Origin of the sequence: Corynebacterium sp. 5QC2CO, from assembly GCF_024580435.1 — a bacterium.
Lineage (GTDB): Bacteria > Actinomycetota > Actinomycetes > Mycobacteriales > Mycobacteriaceae > Corynebacterium > Corynebacterium jeikeium_D.
This window is the reverse complement of record NZ_JANIKI010000007.1, coordinates 81,181-98,536: the sequence shown is the minus strand read 5'-3', so window position 1 is coordinate 98,536 and position 17,356 is coordinate 81,181. Positions and strand designations below refer to the sequence as shown.

At 59.4% G+C, this 17,356-nt stretch carries 16 protein-coding genes; 7 read left to right on the top strand and 9 right to left on the bottom strand.

The genetic code is table 11. From position 1 onward, the window contains the following. The first annotated feature begins 620 nt into the window (after positions 1-620). Entirely contained in the window at positions 621-1,946 is a 1,326-nt protein-coding gene (gene pta, locus NQ014_RS07435) for a phosphate acetyltransferase (protein WP_257074601.1), read from the top strand. 5 nt (positions 1,947-1,951) lie between these two features. Continuing rightward, entirely contained in the window at positions 1,952-3,148 is a 1,197-nt protein-coding gene (locus tag NQ014_RS07430; protein WP_005510264.1) for an acetate kinase, read from the top strand. Between the two features lie 244 nt (positions 3,149-3,392). Here NQ014_RS07430 and NQ014_RS07425 read toward each other — a convergent pair whose 3' ends face one another. The 4 genes from NQ014_RS07425 to NQ014_RS07410 form a co-directional block, all read right to left on the bottom strand. Further along, positions 3,393-4,244 (bottom strand): L,D-transpeptidase, encoded by an 852-nt coding sequence (locus NQ014_RS07425; protein WP_257074545.1) that lies wholly within the window; start codon positions 4,242-4,244, stop codon positions 3,393-3,395. Between the two features lie 113 nt (positions 4,245-4,357). Beyond that, the gene (locus tag NQ014_RS07420; RefSeq protein ID WP_257074544.1) at positions 4,358-6,832 is read right to left on the bottom strand and encodes a serine/threonine protein kinase; all 2,475 of its coding nucleotides are present in this window, start codon (positions 6,830-6,832) and stop codon (positions 4,358-4,360) included. Then, entirely contained in the window at positions 6,829-7,908 is a 1,080-nt protein-coding gene (locus NQ014_RS07415; protein WP_257074543.1) for a glutamate ABC transporter substrate-binding protein, read from the bottom strand. The genes NQ014_RS07420 and NQ014_RS07415 overlap by 4 nt, the downstream gene beginning before the upstream one ends. After that, positions 7,905-9,563 (bottom strand): hypothetical protein, encoded by a 1,659-nt coding sequence (locus NQ014_RS07410; RefSeq protein WP_257074541.1) that lies wholly within the window; start codon positions 9,561-9,563, stop codon positions 7,905-7,907. Before NQ014_RS07410 ends, NQ014_RS07415 begins: the two co-directional genes overlap by 4 nt. A gap of 135 nt (positions 9,564-9,698) precedes the next feature. On the opposite strand from NQ014_RS07410, the gene NQ014_RS07405 reads away from it, so the two are divergent. Next, the gene (locus NQ014_RS07405; protein WP_257074540.1) at positions 9,699-10,202 is read left to right on the top strand and encodes an NUDIX domain-containing protein; all 504 of its coding nucleotides are present in this window, start codon (positions 9,699-9,701) and stop codon (positions 10,200-10,202) included. Between the two features lie 115 nt (positions 10,203-10,317). On the opposite strand, the gene NQ014_RS07400 is transcribed toward NQ014_RS07405, so the two are convergent. The 3 genes from NQ014_RS07400 to NQ014_RS07390 form a co-directional block, all read right to left on the bottom strand. Then, the gene (locus NQ014_RS07400; RefSeq protein ID WP_172620224.1) at positions 10,318-10,635 is read right to left on the bottom strand and encodes a hypothetical protein; all 318 of its coding nucleotides are present in this window, start codon (positions 10,633-10,635) and stop codon (positions 10,318-10,320) included. 42 nt (positions 10,636-10,677) lie between these two features. Further along, positions 10,678-11,241: a MarR family winged helix-turn-helix transcriptional regulator gene (locus NQ014_RS07395; protein WP_016421518.1), complete on the bottom strand. Its 564-nt coding sequence runs from the start codon at positions 11,239-11,241 to the stop codon at positions 10,678-10,680. Between the two features lie 241 nt (positions 11,242-11,482). Beyond that, positions 11,483-12,280: an exodeoxyribonuclease III gene (locus NQ014_RS07390; RefSeq protein ID WP_257074539.1), complete on the bottom strand. Its 798-nt coding sequence runs from the start codon at positions 12,278-12,280 to the stop codon at positions 11,483-11,485. Positions 12,281-12,401: 121 nt separating this feature from the next. Between NQ014_RS07390 and NQ014_RS07385 the strand changes: the two genes are divergently transcribed. Next, entirely contained in the window at positions 12,402-13,244 is an 843-nt protein-coding gene (locus tag NQ014_RS07385) for an RDD family protein (protein ID WP_257074538.1), read from the top strand. Between the two features lie 46 nt (positions 13,245-13,290). Here NQ014_RS07385 and NQ014_RS07380 read toward each other — a convergent pair whose 3' ends face one another. Both NQ014_RS07380 and NQ014_RS07375 read right to left on the bottom strand, forming a co-directional pair. Then, entirely contained in the window at positions 13,291-14,463 is a 1,173-nt protein-coding gene (locus NQ014_RS07380; protein ID WP_257074537.1) for a GNAT family N-acetyltransferase, read from the bottom strand. Positions 14,464-14,466: 3 nt separating this feature from the next. Continuing rightward, complete coding sequence (locus NQ014_RS07375; RefSeq protein WP_049169904.1) at positions 14,467-15,048, bottom strand: peptide deformylase; 582 nt, start codon at positions 15,046-15,048, stop codon at positions 14,467-14,469. 196 nt (positions 15,049-15,244) lie between these two features. On the opposite strand from NQ014_RS07375, the gene NQ014_RS10980 reads away from it, so the two are divergent. From NQ014_RS10980 to NQ014_RS07360, 3 genes are all read left to right on the top strand, one after another. Beyond that, entirely contained in the window at positions 15,245-15,592 is a 348-nt protein-coding gene (locus NQ014_RS10980; RefSeq protein ID WP_257074536.1) for a DUF3263 domain-containing protein, read from the top strand. 51 nt (positions 15,593-15,643) lie between these two features. Beyond that, positions 15,644-16,561 carry a LytR C-terminal domain-containing protein gene (locus NQ014_RS07365; RefSeq protein ID WP_257074535.1) on the top strand — a complete coding sequence of 306 codons (918 nt, stop codon included), beginning with the start codon at positions 15,644-15,646 and terminating at the stop codon, positions 16,559-16,561. A 223-nt stretch (positions 16,562-16,784) separates the two neighbouring features. Further along, on the top strand, positions 16,785-17,342 hold the full coding sequence (locus NQ014_RS07360) for a hypothetical protein (protein ID WP_257074534.1): 558 nt from the start codon (positions 16,785-16,787) through the stop codon (positions 17,340-17,342). Positions 17,343-17,356 lie beyond the last annotated feature (14 nt).

Sequence of the window (17,356 nt, the reverse complement as noted above, 5' to 3'; positions counted from 1 at the left end):
CCAATGGTAGCGCCCCCAATCGTAGCGATAACTTACGAAAAATCGAGAGGCGAGCATCACATCATCGGTGAGATGCTTTTGAAGGCATACAAAACTAAATGTGACCTTAGTCACGTCCAATGTGGGAATTTGGGCTAGTTCACTAGAAAAACCGCATAAAACCCGAGATTATGCGGGAAAACTGTTGGAATCTGTGGGGAAAAGTGTGGCTACCAGGGGTAACCAAATCGGTTTGAGTCCGCCGTGAGATGTAAGGTGACTCACAATAAGATGAAAATAATGATTTGGGACTCAGCGGGATTGGACTCAGCGGGATTAGAAGCTCAGCATGATTTTGAGCCTCCGGCAGTCCAATGGCTCGAGTCAAATCAACGTTTAAATAAGTCAACGATTAAGCGCAGTGCGAGAAAGGAACGTCGGTGAGCGATAAGAACGCCCAAGCGTCCACCAACAACTCCGCAGTCCTGATTACTTCAGTGGACCGCGCAGACAATCTGCAAGATGTCATTACGGCATTGTCTGAGGCACTGGGTGGGGCACGTTGCCTCCACACTGTCGGTGGGGCGCACGGCGCCACCGTGGATCAGGTTGTGGTGGATCCGGAATCCGCGCTTGACACTATCGTCAGTGCTGTTGAGGCTGACCGCGCTGCTAACGAGGGGGCGGTTGTTCTGACCGGCTCCGGCAACCTCGATTTTGACTTCCGCATTGCCACCGTCGCCGGCGCCGGTGTCATCGTTGTCGCTGGCGGCGAGGGCTGCCACACAGAGGCCGCAAAGGCTCGCGTTCGTTTGGCGCTCAGCAGTGCAGCTCAGCGTCACAGCGAGGTACTCGCTGTTGTCCTCACAGGGGAGGAAGCAACTGAGGCTGCTAAGACTCTCGAGCTCGACGTTCCCGTTGTTGCCGTTGACGATGCTGAGGGGCTGCGCAAGGTCGTGAGCCGCGAGGTCACCGCAGTGATGACTCCACAGCGTTTCCAGTGGTGGCTGTTGCAGCGCGCCAAGGCTGATAAGCGTCACATTGTGCTGCCAGAGGGGGACGATGACCGCATTCTTGAGGCCGCTGATTACCTCCTGCGCGAGGACATCTGTGAGCTCACTATCCTCGGCGACCCGGATGCGATGAAGGCGCGCGCCGCCGAACTGGGTTTTGACATCGACGCCGCCCATCTCTGGAACCCGCAGACCTCCGAATATGTTGAGCAGTTCGCGGAACAGTTCGCAGAGATGCGCAAGGCCAAGGGGGTCACGCTGGAGCAGGCCCGTGAGACGATGCAGGACATCTCCTACTTCGCGACGATGATGATTCACAACGGGCTTGTCGACGGCATGGTGTCCGGTGCAGCCCACACAACTGCGCACACCATTCGTCCGTCCTTGCAAATCATTAAGACCAAGCCGTCGGCTTCCACGGTGTCATCACTGTTCCTCATGGTTATGGACAACTCGCTGTGGGGCTTTGCGGACTGTGCGGTGCTGCCGAAGCCGGCTCCGGAACAGCTGGGTGAAATCGCGGTAGTATCCGCCGAGACCGCAGCTTCCTTTGGCATCGACGCCCGCGTCGCCATGCTGAGCTACTCCACTGGAGCATCCGGCACGGGTGAGGATGTGGACCGTGTGAAGGCGGGCCTGGCCAAGGCCAAGGAGCTGGCTCCGGACCTCGCTGTCGATGGTCCGCTGCAGTTCGATGCCGCTATTGACCCGTCTGTGGCTGCGAAGAAGATGCCGGATTCCTCCGTTGCGGGTAAGGCAACTGTTTTCGTGTTCCCGGATCTGGACGCCGGTAACATCGGTTACAAGATTGCCCAGCGCTGTGGTGGTGCATTGGCAATCGGCCCGATTCTGCAGGGCTTGAACAAGCCGGTCAACGACCTTTCCCGTGGCGCCACGGTGCCGGACATCATCAACACGGTTGCAATTACCGCTATTCAGGCTGGAGGAAACTAATTATTATGTCCCGTCACGTACTTGTTTTGAACTCCGGTTCCTCCTCTATCAAGTTTCAGCTGGTAGATCCGGAGAAGGACTCAACGCAGCCGCCGTATGTCTCCGGTCTGGTGGAGCGCATTGGTGAAGAAGACGGCATTATTAATCTGAAGTTCTCCGGACAGAAGATTGAAATCACCGAGCCTATCGCCGACCACGCCAGTGGCCTTGACCGCGCGTTCGAGCTGATGGATGAGCACGGTGTTGGGCCGGAGTCGGTGGATATTGCCGCCGTCGGTCACCGCGTCGTTCACGGTGGTCGCCTGTTTTCTGGGCCGGAGCTGATTACCGACGAAATTGTCGGCATGATCCGCGACCTTATTCCGCTGGCGCCGCTGCACAACCCGGCCAATATCGTAGGCATCGAAGAGTCTCGCAAGCTGCTTCCCGACGTGCCGCACGTCGCCGTCTTCGACACTGGTTTCTTCCACACCATGCCGCCAGCTGCTGCTCTGTACCCGCTCAATGCAGAGGTCGCATCGAAGTTCGATATCCGTCGTTACGGCTTCCACGGCACCTCGCATGAGTTTGTTTCCAAGCAGGTGCCGGAACTTCTGAATAAGCCGGCAGAGGAAATCAACCAGATTACGCTGCACCTGGGTAATGGTGCGTCGTGTGCGGCTATCCGAGGTGGCCAGGCGGTGGATACCTCGATGGGGCTGACTCCGCTGGCTGGTCTGATGATGGGCACTCGTACCGGTGACATTGACCCGGGTGTCATCTTCCACCTCTACCGCAACGGCATGAGCATCGACGAGATCGACAATCTGTGCAACCGCCAGTCCGGTCTGAAGGGCGTCTCTGGTGTCAATGACTTCCGAGTCCTGCAGGAGCGCATGGATGACCACGACCCGGATGCTTGGGCTGCATACCAGATGTATGTCCACCAGCTGCGCCGCTACATTGGCTCTTACATGCTGATTCTCGGCCGCCTCGATGCCATCACCTTCACCGCCGGTGTCGGTGAGAACCACGTCGGTATCCGCCGTGATTCTATGGCTGAGCTTGAGAACTTCGGTATCAAGATTGATGACGAGCTCAACTCCCAGCCGAATGACGGCCCGCGTCTGATTTCGGCGGAGGACTCCAAGGTCAAGGTCTTCGTGGTACCGACCAACGAGGAACTGGCCATTGCCCGCTACGCAATGAGCTTCGTGGAGTAGGTTTTTGGACAGGAGCCCTGACGAGTAGGCAGGGGCTCCTGTAACCCTCCGTAATCGACGGCTGCCGGATATATCACCTGTTGAATCCGCAGCTGTGACTCAACAAAAATGAGCTCGCTCCCACTGCCTTCCAAACTGGAAGAACCTAGTGGGGCGAGCTCATTTTTCACCGCCGGGGAAACTGCGCCTATGCCTCAACAGGCTCAGTCCCCCGGTCATCGTTTCAGCGCATCAGCGCAGCTAACTACCAGATGTAGACGCCGTCGCCGACCTGCAGGGTATCGAAGTACTTCACAGCATCATCGTGGTTCAGGTGGATGCAGCCGTGGGACATCTGATTAACAGAGCCCTCGTGGAAAGCCTCGCCGTCGTTGGTGAAGTACACCGAGAACGGCATCGGACCGTTGTAAGGACGGGACCACTCATCGCGGACCTTGCGGGTAACGCTCAGGTGGCCGCGGGTGGTTTCGTAACCTGGCATACCGGAGGACATTGGCACCGGACCGTAGGTGATGTTGCCATTTTCCTGCAGCCAGGTCTTCTGGTTAGCCAGGTCAACGCATGCGCGGGCGCTCGGCGGGCACGGGTTGTTTGGCTCTGGCCGTGGTTCAGGGCGTGGCTTCTGCTCTGGCTGTGGAGCAGGGGCAGGCGCCGGCTCAGGCTGCGACGGCTCGTCCTGTCCCCCCAGCAAACCGAAAATCTCGTTGACGACGCGGGTGGCTTCGGCCTTCTGCGCAGCTGGCAACGGCAGGCTGTCGATCGCGTTCAGCAGCTGAGTTTTGACCTTGTCCGCCACCTGCTTGTTGTTTTCAGCGAACTTGAAGTTTTCATTAATCAGAGCGACGACCGAATCCGGCAGCTTCACCGAAGAGGAATCCAGTACCTCAGAGAGCTCAGGGGCAAGGTCGCCCGAATCCAGAGTCGAGATCTCCGGCAGCTTGAGGTCCCGAACACTCTGGCTGAGCGACTGCAGGTCAGGAGAAACCGGCAGGGCAACGGCAGTGCCGGCCCCAATACCAAAGGCGGTGGTGAGGGCTGCAGCGCTGATAATCACACGCTTAGCGCTGCGGAGAGAGGATTTCGAAGAGGCAAACATAGAGGATATCTTAAACCACGAAAGGCAATTTTCTCTCTATTCACCAATTCTGGGGTGGCGCGCACGCCCACAACCGCATGCTTGAGCAGGTTCGGTAAGGAGCTGGTAGAGAACTAACGCCAAGTCCGTGGCCGAATGAGATTTGCGATATCCACCAAGTTGTAGCGGTGTCGCGGAAACTGCGAAGAGCGCGCCAACATCCGTAAGTCTTTTTCCAGTCCTTCACGCAGGCCGGCCACGGTAAAGGGTGCATCGAAAAGACCATTGGAGCTAGCTGCATGGTCGAGGTTCGAGCTGCGCAACCAGTTCAGTGCTGACGCCATGACGGCGATGCGCAACTGTGGCATGCGCGGTTCATTCGTTGGTAGCTCCACCAGGCGACGCGCAGCACGGCGAATTCTCGATTCGGTCAACTCGGAGGGCATCCCGGAGGTGAGCATCAGAATCGTCGTCAAACGTGCCATGCGATGGTGGCGGGAGTTACCGGGAACGCGGTCAAGCTGGGAGATAGCCATTTCGTGTTGGCGCTCAGAGGCCAGCTGACGAGCTAGCCCGAAGGCGGAGGATACCGTTGTCGGGTTGGCCGCCCACACGACGGCGTAGAGACGCAGGGTGTTGAAACGAATCGTCTGAGGCGACAGGGACTCGCTGGCCCAGGCGGGGGAGAAGATTTCGGGCGTATCGGCAGCGACATTATCCAGCGCGCTGCTCAAGTTCGCGGCGGCGCGGGCGACAGCGGGCTCGAGGAGAGACGCGTTGGCGATACCCAAGCGCTGTTGAATCAACTCGAGAGTCGCTGCCAGCGCCAACTTCGGAGCGGGCTCGCCGGGAAGCATTGTCAGCACGTGGTGGAACGAGGCGAGGGCATCGTTAAATTGGTCGAGAAGCAAATAAGTCACGCCCTCGTACCAGTGGTAACGCCAATCCCGCTGCAAACGTTCAGAGACATCGCGGAGGCTGTCGCGGGCCTCATTAATTAATCCGAGGTCCAGTTTCGCACGCACGATGCCCAGCGGAATTTCCACCGAAGAGCCATACTCGGGTTCGGACAGCGCATTGGTCAGTGTTTCGATAAGTTCGTTGGGCTCCGTAAATGACGAGGCACTCAAGATGCGCGCACCCGGATCTGTCGGGTTAATCAGTGGTACAGGCAGCGCGAAGGTCACCTCTTGCGGAGTGATTTCCACGCCGCGGGTGATGCCGTCGACAAGCTGATCGGTGCGGAACACCAGGTGCTTGGTGCCGTACGTGGAACGCTGCGGCGAGAAATTCGACACCGCCTGCGGGAATTGCACGCCGTCGCGCACCGCTAGAATCTCGCGCAATACGCTGATAAGCTGCACACTCATCTCTTCGGCAGAACCGAAGCGAGCCTCCGGGTTATCGTGGCAAGCGCGCAGTAGGAAGCGGTAGAGCGAGTAAAAACGGCGGAACAGAGGCTCTTCGACAGGTGAGGGTAGCCCCGGGTCGTAGACGCCGTTGGTCGCCGGCAACTTCAGAATCAGCGAGGCCAGCGTGCGGCCGACAGTGTAGATATCACTGGCAATCGTCGGTCCCGTCGTGGCAATCTCCGGCGCCTGGAAACCGGGCGTGCCGTAGATATGGCCGTAGGCGCCGATGCCGGTGACCGCGCCAACGTCGATAAGCGTGACGTGGTCTTCGCTGAGCAGCACGTTGTCCGGCTTCAAATCGTTGTAGACAACGCCGCGCGAGTGCAGGTAATCCAGCGCGGGGAGCAGCTCCAGGATGTAGCCAATCGCCAGGTCACAGGGCATGACACCGTCTGGGTAGCTCCGTCGCTGCTTGCGTAACGACGGGCCGCCGACGTACTCCATCACAATGAAGCCGGTGGCGCTGTTGGCGTCCGTCTCATCGATGAAGTTGATAATCTTCACAATTCCCGGATGCGAGATTTCCGCGAGGAACTCGCGTTCCGCCTGGACTACGGCGAAATCCTTCTCGTTTTTCGCTGCCATCATGCCCTTGAGTACGACCCAGCGATCCGAGACATTGTGGTCAATCGCCAGATAAATCCAGCCGAGACCGCCGTGGGCAATCGGTCCCACAATCTCGTACTGATCCGCCACGATATCGCCGGCTTTCAGGCTCGGCGCTGGCTTATTCGTCGCCCGAATCTTCTCATCACTCATTACTGCATCGCGCGGATCCTGCGTTGTGATGTACGGCAGGTGCACCATGCCGTCGGCGACAGTGCGTCCGCGGTGTGCATTCGATCGCCTCCGGCGGAAGTCCTCCAACGCTTTCCGGTGCGAGGCCATCGACGGATCTGGTGTCTGGGCGCCGGGTTGGGTCGTCACGCTTGACGACGAGCCCCCGCGCCCCAACAATTCGGCGATATCGAACTCTTCGTCATCGTCATCATCGTCCGCAAAAGGGTCGAAGGCGACAGCGGCAGTGCCGGGCTCTTGTTCGTCGTCTTCATCGGCGAATGGGTCGAAGGCGACGGCCTGAGTGGCAGCTGCCTCTGCCTCTGCGTGAGCATCCTCCTGGGGCTCCGGCGTGTACTGCGGATGCTGGGCCTGCTCGGCTTGCTGAGCTTGCTCGGAGTACTGGTTTTCGTCGCTCATCGGTTATCCACCTCGCCTTCTGGAGCAGCTTCCGGTGTGGGGGAGATTCCAAGTATGTCTTCGTCGTCGCCGTACTGTGGCGATGGCTGTGCACCGCTTGGCAGGAAGGGACCGAACCAAGTGTCGTAGAGGGACTGCCAGGTGCCATCGCTGGCCATACGCTCCAGGGTCGCGTTGATTTGGCGAACCAGGCCTGGGTTCCCCTTGGATACACCGGCCGCGTAGCTTTCCTCGTTCAAGCCCCGCTGGACAATGGCGGTAGCCGGATCTTGGTCGTTGATACCAGCGAGAATGGTGTCATCGGCAACGACAATTTCTGCCTGGCTGTTTTGAAGTGAAATGAGGCAATCCGACCAGTTACCGACCAACAGCAGGGTATTGTTCGGCGAGAGCCGTCGAATCAAATCCTCGGTAGTGGATCCCCTGGAGACGCAGATACGACCATCCTCGACGTCCTCGGGGGAAGCATCGCCACCCGGCGAAGAGACTAGAACTCCAGCTCGTGCTGTCAAATACGGTGCGGAGAACAGCACCTTTTCGCGCCGGGCATCGGTGACCGTCATAGTGCGCAAAACGACATCGACGGTGCCGTCTTCGAGCGCGGCAGTGCGTTCGTTGCTGTCGACGAACCGAAACTCGACAGCATCGGGATTGTCAAAGATGTCCCGGGCGATCTCTTGTGCCAGTGATACCTCAAACCCCGAGAGCTCTCCGGTGCTGAAGTCGCGGAAGCTGAGCAGGTTCAATGATTGGTCGACTCCAACAATGATGCGACCGCGCTGGTAAATCTCCGGGATTCGCTCTTCCGGCGTTTGGCCATCGGGGGCAAGTGTGGACAGATCTGGAGTGTTGGCTTCTGCCGCAGGCCTCCTCGAGGAGGCTTGGTCGTAGAACGCGCCCGGTGGCAGGGGGAAGTCACCGGTGGCCTCCAGAATTGTGCGCGAGTAGGGATCGTCGGCAAGCGAATCGGTCGCGCAGGCACTGACGGTGAGCCCGGCGACGGCGAGTGCACCAAGGACGGCCCTGCGCCGCCAACCGGCGAGACCGCGGAGCGATGGGGAGAACGGAACGATCATAGGTACTCCAGAAGCCGGTGTCGGAAGCCGAAAACGACCAGGACTGCCGCGATGACGGTCAGTGTAACCGTGGCAAGGGAGAGTGCCGCGAGAGCGCGACGGGATTGGTCTAGGTTCTCACGGGCGGTCAGGCGGGACTCCGCGATGGAATTCTGTAGCGACTCATCGACGTGGTTGAACGCAGCCGCCGACGAGCTGGCATTATCCACATCGGTCGCGATGCGAACCGCGCCGGCGTAGTCGCCTGAGCTCAAGTGCTCCATCATCAGGTTGTGGCCGGACTCCCAGCTGTAGATACCGTGGATGGCAGCTCTGACATCGTCGTCCGGCGCGTTGGCATCTACTCTTTCCAGCTCGCCGACCAGGGTGCGCACCGACTGCGAGAAGGACTCCGCGTCCGCGGGCTGACGGCGCACTAAGCCGAGGGTTTCGCTGGCGCGTAGCTGCTGGGCATCAATGCGCACTTCGGTTAGGGCATGAACGTCCGGACGCTGCTCTCCGAAGAGAGAGTTGGACTGCCACGGTTGAGTGGTGGCAATTCCCACACCGACAAGCGCGATGGCCATCAGCATGGTTGCACCAAACAGGCCGACGTTGAATAGTCGACCGGTGCGGCGAGTCAGCCACCACTGTGTGATTAGCAGCATCAAAATTGCCGCTGCCAGGCCTGACATCGGGAAAAGAGGTGGCTTCGATAGTTCGCGCTGCTCCTCATTAGTGGTGGTACTGGTGCGTTCGTAGAGCGATTTTGCAGCTGGCAGAATCTGGACCTGCATCAAGTTTGAGGCAGAGGCGAGGTACGCGACACTGACGGGATTGCCCTGGCGCGCATTCGCGCGAGCTGTCTCGACCATGCCGGTGTAGACCGGCAACAGTCGCTGTACAGTCGCGACATTCTTCATCTCTGGATCATCGACGTTTTCAATGCCCGTAGCTGCGCGGGTAGCGGACATGGATGCTTGCGCGATGACATCGTCGAAGTTACTGACCAAGTCCTGGCTGCTGTTGAGTGTGCCGCGGGAAAAAGCGGTGTTGGCCGACGCATCGGCAATCGTCAGCGAGGCATAGAGATTCTGCGAGGCGTTGGCCATCGGCTCGCTCAGCTGCGAAATGCGGGTGAGCTGCTGCTGGCGTTGCGAGGTCGTTTGCCACATGGATAGGCCGGCGGCCAGGATTGCGACGATGAGGATGAGGGCGACTATGGTCAATCGGCCCGGCGACGTTATCAAAAATGACGCTGACCGGCGAACATACGTGGCCGACGGGCCGAGCTTGTCATAGAGGCGCTCACCGAGAAAACGTGTCAATCTCCGGTTGCGCGGGCCAATCTCCAGGGCATCCACGCGGAGGTCTGTATCGCGTGGAGAGTCTGCTAGGGCTGTTGGGGTTGCGGCCGTCGCTGGGGCATTAGCCGAGGACTCTGTAGTTTCCAGAGCAGTTGATGGTGCCGCACTCTCGGGAGCCGGGGTGGATGCGGGAGCATCTTTCGATTGCTTTGCCGCCTGAGTCGCAGTGTGTGTGTCTAAGCTTTCGCCACCGGGAGTGGTGCGACCGCTGAAACGAGTTCGGCGGGGAGCGCGATTCTTGCGGTGAAACGGGTTTCGGCTTTTGTCGTGGGCGCGGGAATGAGGCGCACTTGAAGTGGTTTCACCCATGTGCACGTGTCCTTCCGACGTGACCGAAGTCGCCTGCGACAATCTCTCCGCTCAGAGCAACGTTAGTTCCTTGCAAATCTTAGTCGCTCGGGCTTGTGACGGAAAACACAAGGGTATCTGGCGTAGGGTGGAGACATGCTTCAGGATGGAAATGGTTGGGCGGCCGGCCCCAACGGTACGCGCTGCTGGGGACGCTTCGGAGCTGCAGGGCTGCTGATTGTGAGCCCTCAGCGCACTGTGCTTATGCAGTATCGAGCTGACTGGACATCATTCCCCCTAACGTGGGGTGTTCCTGGTGGGGCTTGTGATTCTCATGAGACTCCTGAGGCGACCGCGCTGCGTGAAACAGCGGAGGAAACTGGGCTGCTGGAGCATCAGCTTCGCATCCTCGACACGCAGGTCACCACCGGCCCCTTCCCGGCCGATCCGGACCGTCCCGAGCTCGCCGGCGGCTGGAAGTACCACACGGTCTACGCACTAGCTGCCGAAGAACTGGAGACGAATCCGAACGAAGAGTCTCTAGAGCTGCGCTGGATTCCGCTTGACGACGTCGACAGCCTCGATCTGCTGCCGCCTTTCGTGGAATCGTGGCCCCGGGTGCGCGCGCACCTCGAGAAACTGCTGGAGGGCCTTGACTAGGTGGCTAAGGTCTGAGGCTTACACCGCCCATTGAGGCTGCACGCTGAGATTGACACACCAAAGCCGCTCCCCGGCGCGACTTTTAAGTCGGGAGAGCGGCTTGTCTACTTGTTGCTTACTTGGAGTCGGCAACTGCTGCTGCGCCAGCAGCCAGCGCGGTGACGGTCAGGACGGACGGCCATGCGCCAATCTTCTTAGCCAGCGGGTGTGAGAGGCCGAAAGCGCCGAGGTAGGCGGCCACCAGACCAGTGGCTCCCAGGGCGCCGGTCTTTGCGTTCCAGGTGCGTGCTGCATATGCGCCGGCGGCGCCCAAGATGACGCCACCGAGCGGGCGAATGCCTGTTTCGCGAGCGGTGAGCCAGCCGCCGATGAGGCCGGTAGCCACCAATGGAGCGGTCTTTACGTCTTTTGCCTTCTTCAAAGTAATAGCCATAAGCATCATCGTACCTAGTAAGAAGGGCTTAGCGGCGCGCTATTAGAACGGCTCTTGGCGGCGCTGGTGCTCTTCAACATAGCTTTCCGAGTGCTCCGCCAGCTTCAGCAGCGAAGGCAGTGCCTTAATTAGCGCACGCACGTCCTTTTGTGACATCGTTCGCACAATTTCGTACACCAGCGCACCCCAGTGGTCGATAAGCTGCTCCAGCAGGGTCTCGCCATCGCTGGAGACGTAGAGGTTCTGCGCACGGCGATCCTTTGCATTGTTCTCGCGTTCAATCAGCCCGTTGTCGAGTAGACGGCGAACTGTCGCCGAAACGTTGGACGGGCGCAGAAAACGCAGGCGTGCAATGTCGGATACGCCGCAGCCCGGGTGGGTCGAAATAAAGTGCAGTACTTCCATTTCCGACTGGGAAATGTCCATCCTGGCATTCGGGCGCTCACCGAGGCGGCGAGTCGACGCAAGGAAGTCATACAGGCCGATGGAGATCTTCTGCACGCTTTCGCGCAGGGATTCATCGGACTCAGTTGAGTCATCCGCGGTGGGGAAGCCGCTCGCTGGCTCCGGGGTAGTGGTGCGCTGAGGGGAGCGTGCAGAAGTCATGATCTTCCTTCCCGACGTAATGAATTGATGTTCTGAATAAACACCTTATATCGTCGAAATAACTTTCTGTGGTGAAAATTTGTAGATTGAACAAAAAGTTAGGCTCATAAGTGTTGTGCGGATGCTTTATCGCCCATTTCTGCCCCTGATTTTAGGGGCTGACAGTAAGAACTCCGCTTTACGACGGCCCCAGCGACACCCCCTTAGGAGCTATGCCTACGCACTTTTCCGCCGCGTTTATCTACACTTCGTAATCCACAATCACCGGAGCATGGTCGGATGCGCCTTTGCCCTGACGCTCTTCGATGTCGATGAATCCGGTGGACGCCTTTGCCGCGAGGGTGGGGGAGGCGAGCTGGAAGTCGATGCGCATGCCCTCATCCTTGAAAAAGCGGCCAGCCTTGTAATCCCAGTAGGTCCACTGGTTTGGAGTGAATTGGCGAGTTACTTCCTTCATACCCGCCTGCTCCAGCGCATAGAAAGCTGCGCGTTCAGGTGGTGTGACATGTGTTTTCCCCGCGAAGGCTGCCATTGACCAGACATCGGCGTCGGTCGGGGCGATGTTGAAGTCGCCGCCCATCATGAAGGTGGCCTCCGGGTCGTCGTCAAGCGTGGCGATGACGTGCTGACGGAGCCGCTCCAAAAATTCGAGCTTGTACTCGAAGTGCGGGTCGGTGATGTCGCGGCCGTTCGGGATGTAGAGGCTGTGGATGCGCACGCCACCGCAGGTAGCAGCGATATGGCGGGCCTCCAGTGCGGGAGTTGCGTCGGGGTCCTTGTTGAAACCGGGCTGACCGGGGAACCCTGCCTGGATGTCCTCAAGGCCGACGCGGGAGATGATGGCAACGCCATTCCACTGATTCAGGCCGTGGTGGGCGACTTGGTATCCCAGCTCTTCAAAAGCAGCGGTGGGGAATTGGTCGTCCCTGCACTTGGTTTCCTGGACGGCCAGGACATCAATGTCATTCCGGCGCAGCATTTCCACCATTCGGTCGAGGCGGGTTCGAGCCGAATTGACGTTCCAGACACAGATTCGCATATCAACGATTGTAAAAGGGGAACGAAACGGCGGCCTCATGCGTTGAATAAAGCAGTGACAAAATAGGCGGACAAAAGCGGACTAGGTGGGCGGAAGCCCGGTAGGAAAGGGAGTTTCGAGGTTGGCTAACTGGGACGATCGCCGTTACGGCGGCGAGTACAGTCCGGCGGATTACCTGAGTAGTAGTGGCAGGAATGCTTATCGGGAGCACGACACATATGCGGCGTACGGTGCGGCAATGCCGTATCAGGCAGTGCCACATCTGGAAGTGCCATATCCGGTAGCAAACATTCCGGTCGGCTACGAGAGCGGGTACCCCGCTAGCTACGGGGTGTCTTCCTTCGGTGTGCTCAGTGCTAATCCCAAAGTCGCGCCGCTGACTGCTCAAATGGCAGTACACCTGGGCTTTGACCCCAATCTGGCCAATGGCTCAGTGGCACGTCGTGGTGGTGCGCTGTTGGTGGATTCTGTCATCTACACTGCATTGATTGCCTCCATTGCAGTTCTCACTAGCATCGTGGGGACATCGGACAGCGGCGTAATGGTGATGCTGATCAGCCTCTTCCTCGGTCCCGGTGGTTTTTACCTCTACCGCGTGGCGGGGGACTCCATCTTCGACGGGTCGCCGGGTAAACACGCCATGGGCATGAAAATCGAAGGTGCACACGGGATGCCAGTCTCAGCCCGCGATGGTTTTGTGCGCAATGCCTGGATTCTGCCGTCGATGATTCCGGTCGCCGGTTGGTTTGTCTCTGCGGGCCTGGCTGGCTGGATTGCGATGGGTGCGTCACGCGATCCGCTGGGGAGAGGTCGTCATGAACTCTCGGTCCACACCCGTGTGGTGGAAAAGCCGGAGACGCGCGAGCTGCAGCGCGGGCAGCGCCGCATGGGCAATCGCATGGGCAGCAAAGAGCAGCAGGGCAAGCAGCTGAAGCGGATTAAAAGGGTTAAGCGCGGGAAGTAGGGCGATCAGGGCGAGCAGCGCAGGGCCGAAACGTAACCCCCGGCCCCTAAGCCCCTGTCAGCTCCGCGTAGCGGTGCCGGTGGTGCTCGGTAAAACCGAGTGTCCGGTATAGCGCAATACCGGCCTCGTTTGAACCCAATACCTGCAGATATGCCGAATCTGCCCCGTGTTGTGCGCCCCAGTGCATCATGTGAATGCCAAGCAGCGTGCCTAGTCCTCGGCGGCGCATATCGGCTGCGACTTCCACAGCGGAGAATCCGAGCCACACTCGGCCGTCGTCCGATTCGGTTAGCGTGCCGCGGGTGATTGCCACCGTGCGCATTCCTTCAGGCGCATTGTCGTCAGGCACTTGCAGGCGTCCGAAGCACATGCGGCCATCGATTTCATTGCGCAGAAGCTGTAGTGCATGCTCGGGCAGCGTGGTGCCGCGGAAATGGTAGAGCTCCAACCAATCGTCGTCAGGCTGATCAGCGATGTCCACCTGTACGTTTGCAAGCTCGGCGCTGTGCTCATCAAGCACCTGTTCGGCGCTGTGCTCATCAAGCGCCTGTTCAGTGCTGTCCGATTCAACTCCCAATACAGCGGGCGGCAGATCCCCGTCGAGCGAGCGCGTCATGACCACGATGTCCGGCCCGACCGTCCATTCCGGCCCCGCGACCAGTGCCTGTGCAGGTTTGGCGATTCTATCCGGAATCGCAATCCGCACCGGCAAATCGTGGGAATCGTAAAACGACTTAATCTTCTCCAACGGCACCGGCTGAGTGCTGGCTCCAGGTTCGAGCGGCAGCGCGGAGTTGGAACGCTCCGTAATGCCATCGCCGGCTCGCAGCAGCCAGCCCGACTCCATCACGTGCGCGATACCCGGAAAGGCCTTCGCTGTCGCAGTTTCCACGGCGCGAATATCCGAATTGCGCACCGGATGATCCGGCAGGGCCTTCACAATCAAAATGTGCTTATCGCTAAAGTCCACCGCTGCCACGGATTCGTCGGCACGCACGCCAGCGCGAACCTGCGGACGCACGACGAACGGATCCATGCTGAGCACATGCCCAATGACGTCCGTAGTCTTCTTGCCGCTGGCCAATGCCTCTTCATCGGTCAGCGCGCGCCGCACGATGACGCGACGTCCCACCGCTACTTCACCGACGCCCCAGCGGGAAATCGGTAGCTTCTGTGCTGCATTCTCGCTTGCCGACGACTCCAATTGCCTATCCGCCACGATCTAATCCTCGTGGCCGAACGGATCCGGATCCACGCCCGGCATCCAGGTCAGGCCGCCCTCGGTCCAACCGGCGCGCTTGATTTCCTTCTTGGCCATGCGCTTCCAACGACCGGTGAGGCAATCGGTATAGAGGAACCCGTCTAGATGGCCGACCTCGTGCTGCATGCATCGGGCGAGGAAACCGGTGGCCTCGATGCGGACCTCTTCGCCGTTTTCATCCAGGCCGGTGACGACAGCCTTCTCCGCGCGGTTGGTGGGGAAGGACAGGCCGGGTACAGAGAGGCAGCCTTCGTCATCGGAACCGTCGTCGTTAGGCATGGTCTTCGGGATTTCACTGGTGGTCAGCACCGGATTGATGACGCAGCCGCGGTGCCAGACGTCGTCATCATCGGGGCAGTTGTAGACGAACAGACGCTTGCCGACGCCCACCTGGTTGGCAGCCAGCCCCACACCGTGGGCGCGGTCCATGGTTTCGTACATGTCCTCGATGAGCTCACGCAGCTCGGAGATGTCCTCGGTTACCGGCTGGGTAGGAGTGTGGAGAACGGGGTCTCCGGCAATCACAATGGGACGGATAGTCATGTCGCTGATTCTACTCGGCGTCCATGTTTTCTATATCGCCTGGTGATGCCTGAGTTGTGTCAGGGAGTTGTAGGTGGGGCGTAGGTGAGGGCTGGGTGGCTAGATCTGACGATGTATCTTCACTAGGTATCTGCATAGATGGTGTCGTGCAGAATAGAGGATCAGGGCGAGCGAGAAGGAAAGCGGGGTGCGGAAAGTGGTGAGCAAGAAGCCCATAGGTGGCAGCCACGAACCTGAGGCCGAGCGGCGGCTTGACTCATCCGAGCATCTCGGACTCGTGGGTGATACCAGCGGCATTGAACCCGTTTTGGCTCAGAAAATGCTGGATTTTGAGAAAGAATGGCTGAAAGTTGCCCGCCGTGGACCACGTATGGCCGGTGCGCGGCAGGAGGCAATTCGGCGTCGCTTTGCCGAGGACTTTGGAAACAACACAATCCGCTACCACCAGGTACTTTCGCGACTTCTCGACTCTCCGGCAGCCGAAGCAGCCGAACCCGTGTTGGTTCATCGGCTGCGCGCCGTGCGGGACAACCACAACGCATAAGGTTCAAGTTTCACTTCACGGTTCGGCGGCAGAACATATAGGATGTGGGATGTGTCTGACCAACTAAACCCTCAGAATTCGCCGCGTCCGGGCCGTCATCGACTCGATGACGACTACGACGACTTCGATGAGTACAGCGATTACGCGGAGGCTCCCGCCGCTGGCGGCGCTCATGCGTACTCCGAGCCGTCGGATGCTCAACACGCAGCGCCCAGATCTGCGGCCCCGGCCGCTGGCGCAGCCGCTGCTGGTGCCACCGCTGCCGCGACTACCGGTGCTGGCTCTCGGACTGCTGCTAGCAATTCCGCAGCTGCTGATGGTGCTGATGACGGCGACATCGGTGACGGTGCCGGTGATGGCCGCTACATGCGCGTTCTCGCTATCGTGCTGCTCGCTATCGGCGTGTGCCTGGTCGCCTACGGTGCCTACGCACTCAGCACGCGTGGCGACGATGCTGAGAACACCGGCCAGAATGACACCTCGGCATCCGCTCCGGCTGACTCTGGTGCGCCTGCTGAATCGGCCAACGGCAGTGATCCGGCAAAGGATGGTGCTGCTGGAGATGCTGACGGCGAGGTCCTGCCGCCACCGGCAAATGAGCCAGGCAAACCGGTTCCTCCCGCGGAGAATCCGCCGGCACAGGATGAGGCCAACGAAGCGCCACAGATTGATCGCAAGGCTGTCAGGGTCAGTGTCCTGAATAACTCTGAGGTCGTGGGCCTCGCCGATGACCTGTCCAAGCAGATGGGCGAGCAGGGCTGGGGCGCCGGTGAGACCGGTAACGCTCCTGAAGAGAAGATGGGTGTGTGGGAGAAGACCACCGTCTACTTCGACCCGAGGAACGAAGAGGAAAAGGCCGCCGCTGAGCAGATCGCGCACGACAACGGTTGGGAAGCCGCACCTCGCGATGACCGTCTCCGGGACGCTCCGGCGGGAATCGTCGTGGTCGCCACTGACCCGGCTCACTAGACTCCCGGCCCACCAGGCTTCGGTCTCTCACTAAGGTTTGCGGTCTAAGCCTCAAAACCTGCCGCCGTGGTGCGAAGTCGCCCATAGCTTTCCAAGTCCCGCGTAAGCCACACACTTCATGGCCTACGCGGGGCTTTTGCATATTTTGCAGTCTCAAACAGATCACGGTTGAAAAAGGGGTACTAGTATTCTGCTAGTAGCCAGTGAGGTCTGTGAGGTTTTTATGTTCGCCGTAAAGCGTCGTCGCGTTGCTGTCGCCACCGCGTTGGGTTGTGCTGCAACACTGTTGGTGTCCTGCTCGGGGGTTGAATCCAGCAGTGACAAGGACGGGAACGCAGGCGCGTCGAAAAGCACTGCGCCAGTGCGCGTAGATCCGGCTGCACCGAAGCTGACCGAGCGCGTCAGCGCCTATAATTTCATCCGCACAAACGACGACGGATCAATGAAAATGCTGGCAACTGTACAGGTCATGAGCGCCAAGGGGTGGATGGGCCTTTCCGACGAAAAAGGTCAGTTCACTACCTTGGATAAGGGCAAGTACACAGTGCAGGCGCGCGGTGCATCTGGTTGCAGTGGCATCGGCAGCCCCGCAACCGAAGGGTTGGGTGTCATCGGCGAAGTGCACGTCGATGACAAACGGAATGCGGATGTCTGGAACGTTCCGTCCAAAGTGGATGAAGACAGTTTCACCACAGTTGCGCTTGTCGATTCCAACGGTGACCTTGTCTCCTGCGCAAAAACCGTCACCTGGACGGAGCCAACTGAGGAAAACGACTCCTAGTGTGAAAAAATAGC

Excerpts from the sequence above, each read along its gene's own strand:
- NQ014_RS07400 (WP_172620224.1), bottom strand. The coding sequence starts at position 10,635 with ATGGCTATTACTTTGAAGAAGGCAAAAGACGTAAAGACCGCTCCATTG.
- NQ014_RS07430 (WP_005510264.1), top strand. The coding sequence starts at position 1,952 with ATGTCCCGTCACGTACTTGTTTTGAACTCCGGTTCCTCCTCTATCAAG.
- NQ014_RS07405 (WP_257074540.1), top strand. The coding sequence starts at position 9,699 with ATGCTTCAGGATGGAAATGGTTGGGCGGCCGGCCCCAACGGTACGCGC.
- NQ014_RS07420 (WP_257074544.1), bottom strand. The coding sequence starts at position 6,832 with ATGAGCGACGAAAACCAGTACTCCGAGCAAGCTCAGCAAGCCGAGCAG.
- NQ014_RS07415 (WP_257074543.1), bottom strand. The coding sequence starts at position 7,908 with ATGATCGTTCCGTTCTCCCCATCGCTCCGCGGTCTCGCCGGTTGGCGG.
- NQ014_RS07410 (WP_257074541.1), bottom strand. The coding sequence starts at position 9,563 with ATGGGTGAAACCACTTCAAGTGCGCCTCATTCCCGCGCCCACGACAAA.
- NQ014_RS07425 (WP_257074545.1), bottom strand. The coding sequence starts at position 4,244 with ATGTTTGCCTCTTCGAAATCCTCTCTCCGCAGCGCTAAGCGTGTGATT.
- NQ014_RS07360 (WP_257074534.1), top strand. The coding sequence starts at position 16,785 with ATGTTCGCCGTAAAGCGTCGTCGCGTTGCTGTCGCCACCGCGTTGGGT.
- NQ014_RS07375 (WP_049169904.1), bottom strand. The coding sequence starts at position 15,048 with ATGACTATCCGTCCCATTGTGATTGCCGGAGACCCCGTTCTCCACACT.
- NQ014_RS07395 (WP_016421518.1), bottom strand. The coding sequence starts at position 11,241 with ATGACTTCTGCACGCTCCCCTCAGCGCACCACTACCCCGGAGCCAGCG.
- NQ014_RS07390 (WP_257074539.1), bottom strand. The coding sequence starts at position 12,280 with ATGCGAATCTGTGTCTGGAACGTCAATTCGGCTCGAACCCGCCTCGAC.